We start from the raw sequence: 15667 nt of genomic DNA, 5'->3' as shown, positions 1-15667 counted from the left end.
ATGGGGGGCGCTATGACGCTCACCGCCGCGCTTCCGGAAAGCGCCGACCCCGACACCCTCTACGACGCGTTCGCCGGCTGGGCGAAGGAGCGCGGCCTCGACCTCTACCCCCACCAGGAGGAGGCGGTCATCGAGATCGTCTCCGGCGCGAACGTGATCATGAACACGCCGACCGGCTCGGGCAAGAGCCTGGTCGCGATCGCCGCGCACTTCGCCGCCCTCGCCGACGACCGGACCACCTTCTACACCGCGCCGATCAAGGCCCTGGTGTCGGAGAAGTTCTTCGCGCTCTGCGAGGTCTTCGGCGCGGAGAACGTCGGCATGCTCACCGGCGACGCCAGCGTCAACGCCGACGCCCCGATCATCTGCTGCACCGCCGAGATCCTCGCCAACCTCGCGCTGCGCGAGGGCGCCCGGGCCGACGTCGGCCAGGTGGTCATGGACGAGTTCCACTTCTACGCCGAGCCCGACCGGGGCTGGGCGTGGCAGGTGCCGATCATCGAACTGCCCCAGGCGCAGTTCGTCCTGATGTCCGCCACGCTGGGCGACACCACCCGCTTCGTCGACGACCTGACCCGGCGCACCGGTCGGCCGACCGCCACCGTGCGCTCGGCCGAGCGGCCGGTCCCGCTCCTCTTCTCGTACGCGATGACGCCGATGCACGAGACCCTCGAGGAGCTGCTGGCCACCAAGCAGGCCCCGGTCTACGTCGTGCACTTCACCCAGGCCGCCGCCCTGGAACGCGCCCAGGCGCTGATGAGCGTCAACGTCTGCACCCGGGCCGAGAAGGACATGATCGCCACCGCGATCGGGAACTTCCGGTTCACCTCCGGCTTCGGCAAGACGCTGTCCAGGCTGGTCCGGCACGGCATCGGGGTGCACCACGCCGGCATGCTGCCCAAGTACCGGCGCCTGGTGGAGACCCTCGCCCAGGCCGGGCTGCTCAAGGTCATCTGCGGCACGGACACCCTCGGCGTCGGCATCAACGTGCCCATCCGCACCGTGCTCTTCACCGGCCTGTCCAAGTACGACGGGGTCCGCACCCGACTGCTCAAGGCCCGCGAGTTCCACCAGATCGCCGGGCGGGCCGGCCGGGCCGGCTTCGACACCCTGGGCCGGGTGGTGGTGCAGGCACCCGAGCACGTCATCGAGAACGAGAAGGCGCTCGCCAAGGCCGGCGACGACCCGAAGAAGCGCCGCAAGGTGGTGAAGAAGAAGCCGCCGGAGGGCTCGATCGGCTGGGGTGAGCCGACCTTCCAGCGCCTGGTGGAGGCCGAGCCGGAGCCGCTGACCTCCAGCTTCCAGGTCAGCCACTCCATGCTGCTCAACGTGATCGGCCGCCCCGGCGACGCGTTCGCCTCGATGCGGCACCTGCTCACCGACAACCACGAGGACCGCGCCGCCCAGCGCCGGCACATCCGCCGGGCCATCGCCATCTACCGGGCACTGCGCGCCGGCGGGGTGGTGGAGCAGCTCGACCAGCCCGACGAGGCCGGCCGGCGGGTCCGGCTCACCGTCGACCTCCAGCTCGACTTCGCGCTCAACCAGCCGCTGTCGCCGCTGGCCCTGGCCGCCATCGAACTGCTCGACGTCGAGTCCCCGTCGTACGCCCTGGACGTGCTCTCGGTGATCGAGTCGATCCTCGACAACCCGCGCCAGGTGCTCTCCGCGCAGCAGTTCAAGGCCCGCGGCGAGGCGGTCGCCGCGATGAAGGCCGAGGGCATCGAGTACGAGGCCCGCCTGGAACTGCTCGACGAGGTGACCTGGCCCAAGCCCCTCGCCGAGCTGCTCGACTCGGCGTACGAGATGTACCGGCAGGGCCACCCCTGGGTCGCCGACCACGAGCTCTCCCCCAAGTCCGTCGTGCGGGACATGTACGAGCGGGCGATGACCTTCACCGAGTACGTGCAGTTCTACGGGCTGTCCCGGTCGGAGGGCCTGGTGCTGCGGTACCTCGCCGACGCGTACAAGACGCTGCGGCAGACCGTCCCCGAGGACGCCAAGACCGAGGAGCTGGTCGACCTCATCGAGTGGCTTGGCGAGCTGGTCCGCCAGGTCGACTCGAGCCTGATCGACGAGTGGGAGCGGCTGCGCAACCCGTCCGACGTGGCCGAGGTCGCCTCCGCCCTGGAGGACCGGCCACCGGCGGTCACCCGCAACGCGCGGGCGTTCCGGGTGCTGGTGCGCAACGCGTTGTTCCGCCGGGTCGAGCTGGCCGCGCTGCGCCGCTGGTACGACCTCGGCGAGCTGGACTCCGCCACGGGCTGGGACGCCGACGCCTGGGCCGACGCGCTGGAGCCGTACTTCGAGGCGTACGACTCGATCGGGGTGGGGCCGGACGCGCGCGGGCCGGCGCTGCTGATGATCGAGCAGGGGCGGGAGCGCTGGACCGTACGGCAGATCTTCGACGACCCGGAGGGTGACCACGACTGGGGCATCAGCGCCGAGGTCGACCTGGCCGCCTCCGACGAGGCGGGGGCGGCGGTCGTCCGGATCACCTCGGTGGGCCAGCTCTGACCCTGTTTCAGAAGGGGCCGTCCGGGACGTCCGGACGGCCCCTTTTCTGCCCTGGGCGATGTCACCTCCGTCGATTAGAATGTATGTACTAATCGAGTTCCTGACCTGGGAGGACGCTCGTGACCGCGCCCATCGCCACCCCCCTCACGCCGTACGCCACCCTCCTCGGTTTCACCCGGTACGTCGACCGCACCGGCCCCACCAAGGCCACCTTCGTCGGCGGCCTGCGCAAGCAGCGGGCCAGCCGCTCCGGCTTCAACCCGCACGGCCAGTTCGTCAAGGCGCTCAAGGCCGACATCGCCTTCCACACCGGCGGCACCCACCTGGCGCAGGTGGCCGACCTGGTCAAGCCGCGCTGGCGCCCGCTCTACCAGGCGCTCGTCCCCGGGGCGACGGCCTGGCTGGAGTCCCTCGGCGAGCCGGCCGGCGTCGACCTCGCCCAGACCCGCGACGCCCTCGCCATGCTCGGCGACCTGCCCGTCAAGATCAACCCCCACTTCGGCGTCCGGTACGCCGACGGTCGCGCCGAGGCGATCCGGCTGCACTTCGACGAGGCGCCGCCGAGCGAGGAGGCGGCGCTCGCGACGCTGCACCTGATGGCCCGGCACATGGACGCGGTGCTCCCGCACGCCGAGCCGGTCCTGGTCGACGTCCGCCGCGGCGCGGCCCTGCGCATGCCGGAGACCGTCAAGCCCCAACAGGTCGAGCAGTGGCTGGCCGGCGAGGCCGCCGCCTTCCGCGCCATCTGGTCCACCGCCGCCTGACCCACCCCCACCCCTTCGCGTCGCCGCCGCCCCTCGCGCCCCCCGCACCCCCGCAAGATCGCGCTCGATCCAGGAAGTAGTGGCCTCCTCGGCGCGGGGAGGCCACTACTTCCATGTTCGAGCGTGACCATGGCGGGACGGCCGAGGAGGCCCCCGGGGTTATCCACAGGGGATGGCGCGGGGCGGCGGGATCGGGAACCGTTGGAGCATGCCGAAGGCCCCTCGCCGACCTCCGCAGCTACGCGGCCGGATCTTCCGCGGATCCACCGCCGTCTCCCGTGGCCTGCTCACCCGCAACGACCTCCGCAGCTCGGCGTGGCGTTCCCTGTTCCGGGACGTCTACGCCGACTCCCACCTCAGAGTCAGCCATCCCGATCGATGTCGCGCCGTCACGCGGTGGCTGGTACCGCCCGGCACAGCCGTGGCCGGTCGGGCCGCCGCGGCGTTGTACGGCGCCGGTCGGGTCGCCCCCGACGAGCCGATCGACGTGCTGATGTCGACGTCGCCCGCCGCGCCGCAGCCCACCGACGCCACCACGACGGACACCACAGGCACGAACGCGGTCGACGTCGGAACGACCGTCATGGAAGGGAGGCCCGTCGCCCGGACCCGACCGCGACGCGGCCCGGCGACCGGGCTACGGGTGCATCGGGCCGAGGTGGATCCCGGCGACGTCGTGGACCGGGCGGGTATCCTGGTCACCACGCCGGCGCGTACCTGCTGGGATCTGGCCCGTTGGCTGGACGTCGTCGACGCGGTCGTCGTCATCGACAGCCTGCTGGCCCGCCGGCTCACCGACGTGCCGGCCCTGCGCGAGTACGCCCTGGCGCGGGCCGGCCGGCGAGGTTGGCGATCGCTGCTGCGCGCCGTCGACCTGGCCGACCCGGGCGCCGAGTCGCCACCGGAGTCCCGCACCCGGGTCCAGCTCGTACTGGCCGGACTGCCCCGGCCGCGGACCCAGTGGGTCGTCTCCGACCACGGCCGGTTCGTCGCGCGGCTGGATCTGGCCTGGCCGGAGTTCAAGGTGGCGGTGGAGTACGACGGTCTGTGGCACGACGACCCCGAGCAGTTTCACCGCGACCGCCGCCGACTCAACCAGCTGCTCGGTGGCGACTGGATCGTCCTGCACGTGACGGCCAAGCGCCTCCGGGAAGACTTCCCGGGCTTCGTCGCCGAGGTCCGGGCCGCCCTCCGCTCCCGCGGACACCGCCCGGGACGCTGACACCGGAGCGCTGCGCGGGGCGGAGCGCGGGGCGGAGCGCGGGGCGCGGAGCGCGGGGCGCGGAGCGCGGGGCGCGGAGCGCGGGGCGCGGAGCGCGGGGCGCGGAGCGCGGGGCGCGGAGCGCGGGGCGCGGAGCGCGGGGCGCGGAGCGCGGGGCGCGGAGCGCGGGGCGCGGACGGCATAGAGGCGCGTAGGGCACGCCTGGGCGCAGTGCGCACGTGGGCAGAGCCGTGAAGATCACGCTCGAACATGGAAGTAGTGGCCTCCCATCGTCGGCGAGGCCACTACTTCCTGAAACGAGCACGATCTTGCGGGTGCCCGGGCGCCTGGGCGCCTGGGCGCCTGGGCGCCTGGGCCCGGATGCTCGCCCTGTATCTGACGCGCAGCGGCAGCGCGGGATGGGCAGGGCGGCGCGGCGGGACGCGGGGCGTGCGTCCGAGGCGCACGGCGCGGCGGGACGCGGGGCGGGAAGATCACGCTCGAACATGGAAATAGTGGCCTCCCATCGTCGGCGAGGCCACTACTTCCTGGAACGAGCACGATCTTGCGGGGGTGCCCGGGTGCCCGGGTGCCCGGGTGCCCGGGTGCGCGCGACGCGAGCGCGCGCGACGCGGGCCGGTCAGGCGGCGGTGAGGTACTTCTCGAGGTCGTCGAGGATCTTGTTGGCGGCGCCGACGCCGATGCCGGTCATCCAGACCTCGTCGGAGACGACGTGGGCCTTGCCGGCCTTGACCGCGGCGAGACCCTGCCACAGGGTGCCGGCGGTGACCTTGGCCTGCTCGGCGGCGGCCTTCTCGCCGTACGCGGTAACGAAGATGACGTCGCCGTCCACCTCGTTGACCCGCTCGGCGCTGACCAGGTCGAAGCGCTTGTCCTCCTTGCCGTCGAGGCGCTGCCGCTCGGGGCGGCCCAGCCCGGTGTCGCCGACGACGATGCCGGAGAACGAGTCCGGGCCGTACACCCGGATGTTGCCGGGGATGAAGCGCACGATGGAGATCTTGCGCGACGCCGCGTCGCCGAGCTTGGCGCCGAAGTCCTTCGCCCGCTTCTCGTACGTGGCGAGCAGCTCCTTGGCCTGCTGCTCCTTGCCGAGGGCCCGACCGTCGAGGAGGAGGTTCTCCTTCCAGGTGATGCCGACCTTCTCGGTGAAGACGGTCGGCGCGATGGCGGCCAGCTCGTCGTAGAACTTCTCCTGGCGGAACTTGCTGCCCAGGATCAGGTCCGGCTTGAGGGCGGTGATCGCCTCCAGGTCGGGCTCGGTGAGCACGCCGACCTCCTTGATGGCGGCCAGCTTCTCCGCGCCGAAGTAGGTGGGCCAGCTCTTCGCCTCGCCGGCGGTGGCGGCGCCGACCGGCGTGACGCCGAGCGAGAGCGCGGTGTCGATCTTGTCGGTGTCGAGCACCACGACGCGCTTCGGGTCGGCGGGCACCTTGCTGGTGCCCATGGCGTGGGTGATCTCCCGGGTCTCCCCGGTGGCGGTGCCGGCGACCGGGTCGCTCTCACCACACGCGGTGAGACCGACGCCGAGGGCGAGCGCCGCGGTGAAAGCGGCGGCGAGACGACGCATCAGAGTCCTTTCGAGGGGTACGAGCCGACGACCGGACCATCCGCGTCGTCGGTGTGGGTGCGGGCCGCCGGAGCGGGGCCCGCCGGCGGGGAGGCCCCGCCGGGGCCGGCAGCCCCGGCCGGCGTTGGGAGGGAGGACGGGGCGGCAGCCCCGGTCGGCGATGCGAGGGAGGACGGGGCGGCCGCCCCGGGCAGCGGCGCGAGGGAGGGGGTGCTGAGCCCGGGCACCACCAGCGGCGCCCCGGTCACCGGGCAGGGCACGACCACGCAGTCGAGCCCGAAGACGTCGCGGACCAGCTCCACGGTGAGGATCTCCCGGGGTGGCCCGGCGGCCACCACCGCGCCGGCCCGCATCGCGATCAGGTGGTCGGCGTAGCGGGCGGCCTGGTTGAGGTCGTGCAGCACGGCGACCACGGTCCGGCCCCGCTCGACGCGCAGCCGGTGCAGCAGGTCGAGCACCTCCACCTGGTGGGCCAGGTCGAGGAAGGTGGTCGGCTCGTCGAGCAGCAGCGCCTCGGTGTCCTGGGCGAGGGTCATCGCGATCCAGACCCGCTGCCGCTGCCCACCGGAGAGGGTGTCCACCGGCCGCTCGGCGAGCCCGGCCACGTCGGCGAGGACCATCGCCCGCTCCACGGCCGCGCCGTCCTGCTCCGACCACTGCCGCCACCACCGCTGGTACGGCTGTCGCCCCCGCCCGACGAGGTCGGCCACGGTGACGCCCTCGGGCACCAGGGGGCTCTGCGGGAGCACGCCGAGCCGGCGGGCCACCTCCCGGGTGGGCAGGTCCCGGATCGCGGTGCCGTCGAGCAGCACCGTTCCCCGCCGGGGCTGGAGCAGCCGGGCCAGCGTGCGCAGCAGGGTGGACTTGCCGCAGGCGTTCGGGCCGACGATCACGGTGAACGCGTCGGCGGGCAGCTCCAGGTCGAGCCCGTCCAGCACGGTCCGCTCGTCGTAGCCGGCAACCAGGTCGCGGGTGGAGAGCAGCGCGCCTGCCCGGTCAGGGATGGACCTCACGACGACCTCCGGCGACCACGGATGAGCAGGAACATCAGGTAGGGCCCGCCGATGGCGGCGGTGAGCACGCCCGCCGGCAGTTGGGTGGGGGCGAACAACCGCCGCCCGGCCAGGTCGGCCAGCACCAGCAGCAGCGCGCCGACCAACGCCGCGCAGACCAGCGGGGGCCGCTCGGCGCGGACCAGCCGGCGGGCCACCTGCGGGGCGACCAGCGCGACGAAGTCCACGGCGCCGACCTGCGCGGTGACGCTGGCGGCCACCGCGACCCCGGTCACCGCCAGGCCGATCCGGCGGGCGACCGGGCGCAGCCCGATGCCCCGCGCGGTGTCGTCGTCCAGTGCGGTGCTGTTGAGCGCCCAGCCGGCCCAGGCGAGCACCGGCAGCAGCACGGCCAGGGTGAGCGCGATCCAGGCCGTCTCCGTCCAGCCCTTCCCGGCCAGGGTGCCGATCAGCCAGATCTGCGCGCGCAGCCCGTCGATCGGGTCGGCGGTGAGCATGACCACCTCGGTCAGCGCCCGCAGGGCGAACGCGACGGCGACGCCGGCGAGGACGAAGCGCTGCGCCGCCAGGCCGTGCCGGGCCCCGAGCGCGAAGAGCAGCAGCGCGGCCGCCAGCCCGCCGAGCAGCGCAGCCGGTGCTACCAGGACGGCAGCCGCGCCGGTGGTGATCGCCACGGTGGCGGCCAGCCCGGCACCCTGGGTGATGCCGACGACGTCGGGGCTGGCCAGGGGATTGCGGGCCACGCTCTGGATCAGCGTGCCGGCGATGCCGAACGCGGCGCCGGCGGTGGCGGCGAGCACGACCCGGGGCAGCCGCAGGTCGAGCACCACCAGGTCGTACGGGGTGCCGGCGCCGGAGAGCGCGCGGAGCACGTCGCGCGGCGCGACGTACGGGGTGCCGAGGCAGAGGCTGAGCAGCACGGCGACGGCGAGCAGCGCGGTCGTCGCGGCGGCGACCAGCACGGCGCGGCGGCGGATCTGGACGCGGACCGGCCCGACGCGCAGCAGCGACCGGCCGGGCGGCGCGGTGCGGGGTGGCCGGGAGGCGGCGACCGGGGCGGTGCCCGCCGGGGCCCCGGCCTGGTCGGCGAGGACGCGGGGGCTCACGCGGTCACCACCTTGGCGCGGCGGACCAGGAACGCCAGCAGCGGGGCGCCGATGAGGGCGGTGACGATCCCGGCCGGCACCTCTCCGGGCGGGGCGACCAGCCGGCCGACGATGTCCGCGCCGAGCAGCAGCGCCGGCCCGAGCAGGGCGGAGACGGCGAGGGTCCACCGGTGGTCGGCGCCGACCAGGGCCCGGGCCAGGTGCGGCACGGCGAGGCCGACGAAGGCGATCGGGCCGGCCGCGGCGACGGCGGCGCCGGTCAGCAGCACGGCCGCCAGGCCGCCGCCGAGGCGGACCAGGCCGATCCGGTGGCCCAGGCCGCGGGCGACGTCGTCACCGAGGGCGAGCGCGTCGAGGCCGCGGGCCACCAGCACGGCCAGCGTCAGCCCGGCGAGGACGAACGGCAGCACCTGGCCGGCGACGGTGAGGTCCCGGCCGGTGAGCCCGCCGACCACCCAGAACCGGTACTCCTCGAAGGTGCGCGCGTCGATGCTGAGCAGCGCGTACACGACGGAGGCGAGGCTGGCGTCGAGCGCCGCGCCGATCAGCGCGAGGGTGACCGGGCTGGCGCCCTCGCGGGTGCGGTTGGCGACGGCGAAGACGAGCAGCCCGGCGCCGAGCGCGCCGGCGATGCCGAACCAGACGTACCCGGCGAGGGTGCCGATGCCGAACACCGCGATGGCGAGCACCACGCCGAAGGAGGCGCCGGCGCTGATGCCGAGGATGCGGGGCTCGGCGAGCGGGTTGCGGGTGAGCGCCTGGAAGAGCACCCCGGCGACGGCGAGGGCGAGGCCGACCAGCAGGCCGAGGGCGGTACGCGGCATGCGCAGCTCGCGCACGATGGTGCTGGCGGTGCCGCCGTCCGGAGCGACCAGCGCGTGGAAGACCTGGCCCGGGCCGAGCGGCCGGCTGCCGAGCGCGAGGCTGGCCACCACCGTGAGCGCCAGCACGGCGGCGGCGGTGACGGCGACCGCGGTACGGCGGCCGGGACGGCCGCGGGACCGGCGGGCGGCGCCGGCCGGGCTGGCGGCGAGGGTGGTCACGTTGCTCCCGGGCTTGGAATAAGGTTCGCCTTACCTTATCCGAGAGGCTTAGGGTGGCCTAACCGACGGTCCTCGATCGGTCCCCGCGCCGCTGTCGGCCGCGAGCGGGACAGCGCGGCGGCAATCGCCCCTACGCTGGTCAGATGCGATTCGACCAGCACACCCTCGTTCTGCTGATCCGCCCGGAGGGCACCCCGGAGCTGCCACGGGACGCGGCCGACCTGCTGCGCGACGCCCACCTGGCCCACCAGGCGGGGCTGGTGGAGCAGGGGCTCGTGCTCGCCGCCGGCCCGTTCCTGGACCCGGACGACACGACGCTGCGCGGCCTGGTGGTCCTTCCGGTCGACCCGGCCGCGGCCCGCGAGCTCTACGCCAACGACCCGGCGGTTCGCGCGGGCCAGCTCGCCGTCCGGGTGACGAGTTGGATGGTGCGGGAGGGCAACGTGCGGTACGGGGACGTCGGCGTGCCCCGGTCGATGCTGGAGGCGGCTGCCGGGGACTGACCGGTCACGCCTCCGAGGCCGGCCGGCTGCCCGGCACGGTCGGCAGCGGCCACTGCCCGGTCCGCACCACCGCCGACGGTTCGAGCTGCTGGTCCGCCCAGACGTGCGTCTCCGGCAGCAGGTCGGTCACCGGCACCTTCCGTAGGGCGTTCATCGGCCCGACGATCACCTCGACGGAGGGAAAGTAGTCCAGCAGCACCTGCCGGCACCGCCCGCACGGCGGGATCACGGTGCGCCCCCGGTCGCCCACGGCGACGATGGTCTCCAGGGTGCCCGCGCCCTGGGTCGCCGCGGCGCCGATCGCGACCACCTCGGCGCACGGGCCCCCGGTGAAGTGGTGGACGTTGACCCCGGTGAAGAGCCGGCCGTCGACGGTCCGCGCCGCCGCCGCCACGGTGTGGTTGTCGCTGCGGCAGCGGAGCTTGGCGACGGCCGTGGCCGCCTGCACGAGCGCGCGGTCGGTGTCCAGCATCGTCATCTGGGGGCCCCCGTGGTAGCCAGTGGGTCGGCGGCAACTCTAGCCCGCCGCACCCCTGTTTCCCCGGGAGCGACTCCGCCACCGGCGCGCGAGCCACCTCGGCGACCAGCGCGTCGACCCCGGGCGGCGGCACCGGGCCGACGGGCGGTGGGCGGTAACCCGGGGGCGGCCCCGCGCCGGTCTGCCTATCCTTGTCGGCGACATGCAGAATCCAGCCGCACCCGCCGACGCCGTCACCGCCCGTGAGCTGCACCGCCGCCTCGCCCCGCTGATGTTCCGCGACCAGCGCCGTCTGCAACGGCGGCTGGACGGCGTCCGACGGCTGAAGGACCCGCAGCGGCGGGACGACGCGCTGGCCGAGATCGCCGCGGACGTGGCGCGGGCCGAGGCGCGGCTGGAGAGCCGGCGAGCCGCCGTGCCGGTGGTGACCTATCCGGCGCAGTTGCCGGTCAGCGAACGCCGGGACGACATCGCCGCCGCGATCCGCGACCACCAGGTGGTGATCGTGGCCGGCGAGACCGGCTCCGGCAAGACCACCCAGTTGCCGAAGATCTGCCTGGAGCTGGGTCGCGGGATCAACGGGCTGATCGGGCACACCCAGCCGAGGCGGCTGGCCGCCCGGACGGTGGCCGACCGGATCGCCGAGGAGCTCGGCACCGAGCTGGGCGACGTGGTCGGCTACAAGGTGCGCTTCACCGACCAGGTGAGCGACCGCAGCCTGGTCAAGCTGATGACCGACGGCATCCTGCTGGCCGAGTTGCAGACCGACCGGATGCTGCGCCAGTACGACACGCTGATCATCGACGAGGCGCACGAGCGCAGCCTCAACATCGATTTCATCCTGGGCTACCTGCGGCAGCTCCTCCCCCGTCGCCCCGACCTCAAGGTGGTCATCACCTCGGCGACCATCGAGACCGACCGGTTCGCCCGGCACTTCGCCGACGCGGACGGGAAGCCGGCGCCGGTCGTGGAGGTCTCCGGGCGGACCTACCCGGTCGAGGTGCGGTACCGGCCGCTGGTCGAGGTCACCGAGGCCGAGGAGGACGAGGGCGACGACGAGGAGACCATCCGGGACCAGATCCAGGCGATCGGCGACGCGGTCGAGGAGCTGGCCGCCGAGGGGCCCGGCGACATCCTGGTCTTCCTCAGCGGCGAGCGGGAGATCCGGGACACCGCCGACGCGCTGGGCAAGCTGGTGGAGAAGAAGCGGTCGCTGCTCGGCACCGAGATCCTGCCGCTCTACGCCCGACTCTCCGCCGCCGAGCAGCACCGGGTCTTCGCCCCGCATCCCGGGCGCCGGGTGGTGCTCGCCACCAACGTCGCGGAGACCTCGCTGACCGTGCCCGGCATCAAGTACGTGGTGGACCCGGGCACGGCCCGAATCTCCCGCTACAGCAGCCGGCTCAAGGTGCAGCGGCTGCCCATCGAGCCGGTCTCCCAGGCCTCGGCCAACCAGCGCAAGGGCCGCTGCGGGCGGACCTCCGACGGCATCTGCATCCGCCTCTACGACGAGCAGGACTTTCTCTCCCGGCCGGAGTTCACCGACCCGGAGATCCTGCGCACCAACCTGGCCTCGGTCATCCTCCAGATGACCTCGATCGGGCTGGGCGACATCGCCGCGTTCCCGTTCATCGACCCGCCGGACCGGCGCAACGTCACCGACGGCGTCAACCTGCTGCACGAGCTGGGCGCGCTCGACCCGACCGAGACGGACCCGGCGAAGCGGTTGACCGCGCTGGGGCGGCGGCTGGCCCAGCTCCCGGTCGACCCGCGGCTGGCCCGGATGGTGCTGGAGGGCGAGCGCAACGGCTGCGCCACCGAGGTGATGGTGATCGCCGCCGCGCTGTCGATCCAGGACCCGCGGGAGCGGCCGGCGGAGAAGCAGGCCCAGGCCGACCAGGCGCACGCCCGGTTCGCCGACACGGAATCCGACTTCGTGGCCTTCCTCAACCTCTGGCGTTACCTGCGGGAGCAGCAGCGGGCGCTGTCGTCCAGCGCGTTCCGCCGGATGTGCAAGGCGGAATACCTCAACTACCTGCGGGTCCGCGAGTGGCAGGACATCGTCAGCCAGTTGCGCCAGGTGCTGCGTACCCCCGAGCAGGGGCGACCGGCGCGCGACGGCGACGGCCGGCGCGGCCCGACGGCGGACCTGCCGGAGGAGATCGACACCCCGAAGGTGCACCAGTCGTTGCTGCCCGGCCTGCTCTCGCACGTCGGGCTCAAGGACGCGCAGAAGCACGAGTACCTGGGTGCCCGGGGCGCGAAGTTCGCGCTCTTCCCCGGCTCGGCGCTGTTCAAGAAGCCGCCGCGCTGGGTGATGGCCGCGGAGCTGGTGGAGACCTCCCGGCTCTGGGGCCGGGTGGCCGGCCGGGTCGAGCCGGAGTGGGTGGAGCCGCTGGCCCAGCACCTGGTCAAGCGCAGCTACAGCGAGCCGCACTGGGAGAAGAAGCAGGCCGCGGTGATGGCCTTCGAGAAGGTCACCCTGTACGGCATCCCGCTGGTCACCTCCCGCAAGGTCAACTTCGGGCGGATCGACCCGGCGCTGAGCCGGGAGCTGTTCATCCGGCACGCCCTGGTCGAGGGCGACTGGCAGACCCACCACCAGTTCTGGCAGGACAACCAGCGGCTGCTGGCCGAGATCGAGGAGCTGGAGAGCCGGGCCCGGCGCCGGGACATCCTGGTCGACGACGAAACGATCTTCGCCTTCTACGACCAGCGGATCCCCGCCGACGTGGTCTCCGGCCGGCACTTCGACGCCTGGTGGAAGAAGACTCGCCGGGAGCAGCCCCAGCTGCTCACCTTCACCCGGGACCTGCTGGTCAACGCCGGCCGGGGCGGGGTGGACGAGGCGGACTACCCGGACGAGTGGCGCTCCGGCGAGGTGACCCTGCCGCTGACCTACCGGTTCGAGCCGGGCACCCCGACCGACGGCGTGACCGTGGACATCCCGCTGCCGCTGCTCAACCAGGTTCCGGCGGAGAGCTTCGACTGGCAGGTGCCGGGGCTGCGCGAGGAGCTGGTGGTCGCGCTGATCCGGTCGCTGCCCAAGGCGATCCGGCGCAACTTCGTCCCGGTGCCCGACTACGCCCGGGCCGCGCTCGCCGCGATCACCCCGGGCGAGGAGCCACTGCTCGACGCGCTCACCCGGCAGCTGCGCCGGATGACCGGGGTCACCGTCCCCCGCGACGCCTGGGACACCGAGCGGCTCCCGGCCCACCTGCGGGTCAGTTTCCGGGTCCTCGACGAGGAGAACAAGCCGGTCGCCGAGGGCAAGGACCTGCCGACCCTGCAACGCCAGCTCCGCCAGGAGGTACGCCAGGTCGTGGCCGCCGCCGCGCCGGACGTCGCCCGGACGGGCCTCCGGGATTGGAGCATCGACGATCTTCCTCGCACCATCGAGCAGGTCCGCGCCGGCTACGCGGTGACCGCGTACCCGGCGCTGGTGGACGAGGGCGCGACGGTCGGGGTGAAGGTCTTCGACTCCGAGGCCGAGCAGGCCGCCGCGCACTGGGCGGGCACCCGGCGGCTGCTCCGGCTGACCGTGCCGTCGCCGGCGAAGTTCCTCCAGGGGCGGCTCTCCAACGAGGCGAAGCTGGCGTTGAGCCGCAACCCGCACGGCAGCGTGCAGGAGTTGATCTCCGACGCCGCCGGTGCGGCGATCGACAAGCTGATCGCCGAGGCCGGTGGCCCGGCCTGGGACGCGGAGGGCTTCGCCGCGCTGCGCGAGAAGGTCCGCGCGGACCTGGTGGACACCGTGGTCGACGTGATGGACCGGGTCCGCAAGGTGCTCGCCGCCGCGTACGCGGTGGAGCAGCGGCTCGGCAAGACCCAGAACCTGGCGGTGGTGTCCGCCCTGGCCGACATCCGGGCCCAGCTCTCCGGGCTGGTCCACAAGGGCTTCGTCACCGAGACCGGGTACGCCCGCCTCACCGACGTGCTGCGCTACCTGACCGCGATCGAGCGGCGGCTGGACCGGCTGCCGGGCAACCCGCAGCGGGACCGGCAGCAGCAGGACCGGATCGCGGCGGTGCAGAAGGAGTACGCCGACCTGCTCGCGGCGCTGCCGCCGGGTCGCCGCGGGTCCGCGGCGGTGCGGCAGATCCGCTGGATGATCGAGGAGTTGCGGGTGAACGTCTTCGCCCAGGCGCTGGGTACGCCGTACCCGGTGTCGGAGCAGCGGATCTACCGGGCGATGGACGACGCCGAGGGTCGGTGACCGCGGCGAGGTCTGCTGCAACAGACCATTGACTGTTTGCAGTGGACGGGGCTAGCGTCTTCGCCTAGGAAAGCCCTTTCCTCAGGCGAAAGGCGGTTCCCCGGATGCCTTCCACCTCCCCTTCGGACGGCCCTCACCGCGCCGTTCTCGACCGGCTCCCCCCGCACCGCTGCTCCTGCGGCACCACCCGCCGCGCCTTCGTGGAGGAGTCGGCCGGCGCGGTGAGCGTGCACCTGCTCCAGGTGCGGCAGGCCACCACTCACTTCCACAAGGTCGCCACCGAGGTCTACGTGATCCTCGACGGCACCGGCGAGGTGGAGCTGAACGGCGTACGTCACGAGGCGAGACCCATGTCGGCCTTCCTGATCCCGCCGGGCACCCGGCACCGGGCCATCGGCGACCTCACCGCGCTGGTGGTCTGCCTGCCCGCGGCGGACGACACCGATGAGTACTTCGACTGAGCCGAGCACCGTCGCGCTGCCCGGCGGCGTCGGTGTCTCCCGGCTCCGGGTCTACGACACGGCCGCCCCGGACGGCCTGCCCGGCGGCACGCCGCACCTGCACCTGGCCTGCACCGAGGGGTACGTGGTGACCGGCGGCGCGGGGCTGGTGCAGACGTTGACCCTCGCCGGCTACCGGGAGGTGGCGCTGCGTCCGGGGGCGGTGGTGTGGTTCTCCCCCGGGACCATCCACCGGCTGGTCAACCACGGGGGCCTGGAGATCACCGTGCTGATGCAGAACGGCGGGCTGCCCGAGGCCGGCGACGCGGTGCTGACCCTGCCGCCGGAGCTGCTGGCCGACCCCGAGCGGTACGCCGCCGCCGCGCGGCTGCCCGACGGTGGCGCGCCCGGTGGCGACCTGGCCGCCGCGTACGCCCGGCGGGACCTGGCGGTCCACGGCTACCTGCGGCTGCGGGACGCCCTCGCGGCGGGCGACCCGGCTCCGCTGCGGGAGTTCCACGCGGCGGCGGTCCGGCTGGTGCGGCCGGGGCTGGACCGGTGGCGGCGACGCTGGCGCTCGGGCGCGCTGGGCGCCGCCGAGGAGACCGGCCGGCACCTCGACGCGCTCGACCGCGGTCGGGGCGACCACCTGGCGGACGCACGGGTCAGGTGGCGCGACCGGCCGCTGGAGCACGGCCGGCACGGCATGTGCGGCCTGCTCGACACCTATCCCGCCGGCTGACCCACCCCCGTTCCGGGCTTCCGGGCCCGGACCCGACCGTAGTGAGAAAGCGCTTA

At 73.7% G+C, this 15667-nt stretch carries 12 protein-coding genes; 7 read left to right on the top strand and 5 right to left on the bottom strand.

Translation table 11 applies throughout. The features are described from left to right. Positions 1-12: 12 nt before the first annotated feature. The 3 genes from AC5L3Z_RS25400 (at position 13) to AC5L3Z_RS25390 (ending at position 4503) form a co-directional block, all read left to right on the top strand. Positions 13-2517, top strand: coding sequence for a DEAD/DEAH box helicase (locus tag AC5L3Z_RS25400; protein ID WP_334614933.1), 2505 nt, complete (start codon positions 13-15; stop codon positions 2515-2517). A 119-nt stretch (positions 2518-2636) separates the two neighbouring features. After that, entirely contained in the window at positions 2637-3281 is a 645-nt protein-coding gene (locus AC5L3Z_RS25395) for a hypothetical protein (RefSeq protein WP_334528339.1), read from the top strand. Positions 3282-3489: 208 nt separating this feature from the next. Beyond that, positions 3490-4503, top strand: a complete 1014-nt coding sequence (locus AC5L3Z_RS25390) for an endonuclease domain-containing protein (RefSeq protein ID WP_494845553.1) — start codon at positions 3490-3492, stop codon at positions 4501-4503. A 619-nt stretch (positions 4504-5122) separates the two neighbouring features. On the opposite strand, the gene AC5L3Z_RS25385 is transcribed toward AC5L3Z_RS25390, so the two are convergent. The 4 genes from AC5L3Z_RS25385 to AC5L3Z_RS25370 are packed head-to-tail and all read right to left on the bottom strand — an operon-like array spanning position 5123 to position 9232. Beyond that, the gene (locus AC5L3Z_RS25385; protein ID WP_494845551.1) at positions 5123-6070 is read right to left on the bottom strand and encodes an ABC transporter substrate-binding protein; all 948 of its coding nucleotides are present in this window, start codon (positions 6068-6070) and stop codon (positions 5123-5125) included. Then, positions 6070-7083, bottom strand: a complete 1014-nt coding sequence (locus AC5L3Z_RS25380; protein WP_494845550.1) for an ABC transporter ATP-binding protein — start codon at positions 7081-7083, stop codon at positions 6070-6072. Before AC5L3Z_RS25380 ends, AC5L3Z_RS25385 begins: the two co-directional genes overlap by 1 nt. After that, on the bottom strand, positions 7080-8189 hold the full coding sequence (locus AC5L3Z_RS25375; RefSeq protein ID WP_494845548.1) for a FecCD family ABC transporter permease: 1110 nt from the start codon (positions 8187-8189) through the stop codon (positions 7080-7082). The genes AC5L3Z_RS25380 and AC5L3Z_RS25375 overlap by 4 nt, the downstream gene beginning before the upstream one ends. Then, positions 8186-9232 carry a FecCD family ABC transporter permease gene (locus tag AC5L3Z_RS25370; protein ID WP_494845547.1) on the bottom strand — a complete coding sequence of 349 codons (1047 nt, stop codon included), beginning with the start codon at positions 9230-9232 and terminating at the stop codon, positions 8186-8188. The genes AC5L3Z_RS25375 and AC5L3Z_RS25370 overlap by 4 nt, the downstream gene beginning before the upstream one ends. Before the next feature lie 143 nt (positions 9233-9375). Here AC5L3Z_RS25370 and AC5L3Z_RS25365 point away from each other — a divergent pair, with 143 nt between their 5' ends. After that, a complete protein-coding gene (locus AC5L3Z_RS25365) occupies positions 9376-9735 on the top strand; it encodes a YciI family protein (protein WP_494845546.1) in 360 nt (119 codons plus the stop codon). A 4-nt stretch (positions 9736-9739) separates the two neighbouring features. On the opposite strand, the gene AC5L3Z_RS25360 is transcribed toward AC5L3Z_RS25365, so the two are convergent. After that, on the bottom strand, positions 9740-10213 hold the full coding sequence (locus AC5L3Z_RS25360; RefSeq protein ID WP_494845544.1) for a cytidine deaminase family protein: 474 nt from the start codon (positions 10211-10213) through the stop codon (positions 9740-9742). Between the two features lie 202 nt (positions 10214-10415). Here AC5L3Z_RS25360 and hrpA point away from each other — a divergent pair, with 202 nt between their 5' ends. From hrpA to AC5L3Z_RS25345, 3 genes are all read left to right on the top strand, one after another. After that, a complete protein-coding gene (hrpA, locus tag AC5L3Z_RS25355; protein WP_494845543.1) occupies positions 10416-14429 on the top strand; it encodes an ATP-dependent RNA helicase HrpA in 4014 nt (1337 codons plus the stop codon). A 104-nt stretch (positions 14430-14533) separates the two neighbouring features. Beyond that, positions 14534-14890 (top strand): cupin domain-containing protein, encoded by a 357-nt coding sequence (locus AC5L3Z_RS25350; protein WP_494845542.1) that lies wholly within the window; start codon positions 14534-14536, stop codon positions 14888-14890. Continuing rightward, entirely contained in the window at positions 14874-15611 is a 738-nt protein-coding gene (locus AC5L3Z_RS25345; protein WP_494845540.1) for a cupin domain-containing protein, read from the top strand. Before AC5L3Z_RS25350 ends, AC5L3Z_RS25345 begins: the two co-directional genes overlap by 17 nt. The last annotated feature ends 56 nt before the right edge of the window (positions 15612-15667 follow it).

It is taken from the genome of Micromonospora sp. LZ37, assembly GCF_059359015.1.
The sequence above is the reverse complement of the archived record's forward strand: the minus strand, read 5'-3'. Positions and strand labels throughout refer to the sequence as shown.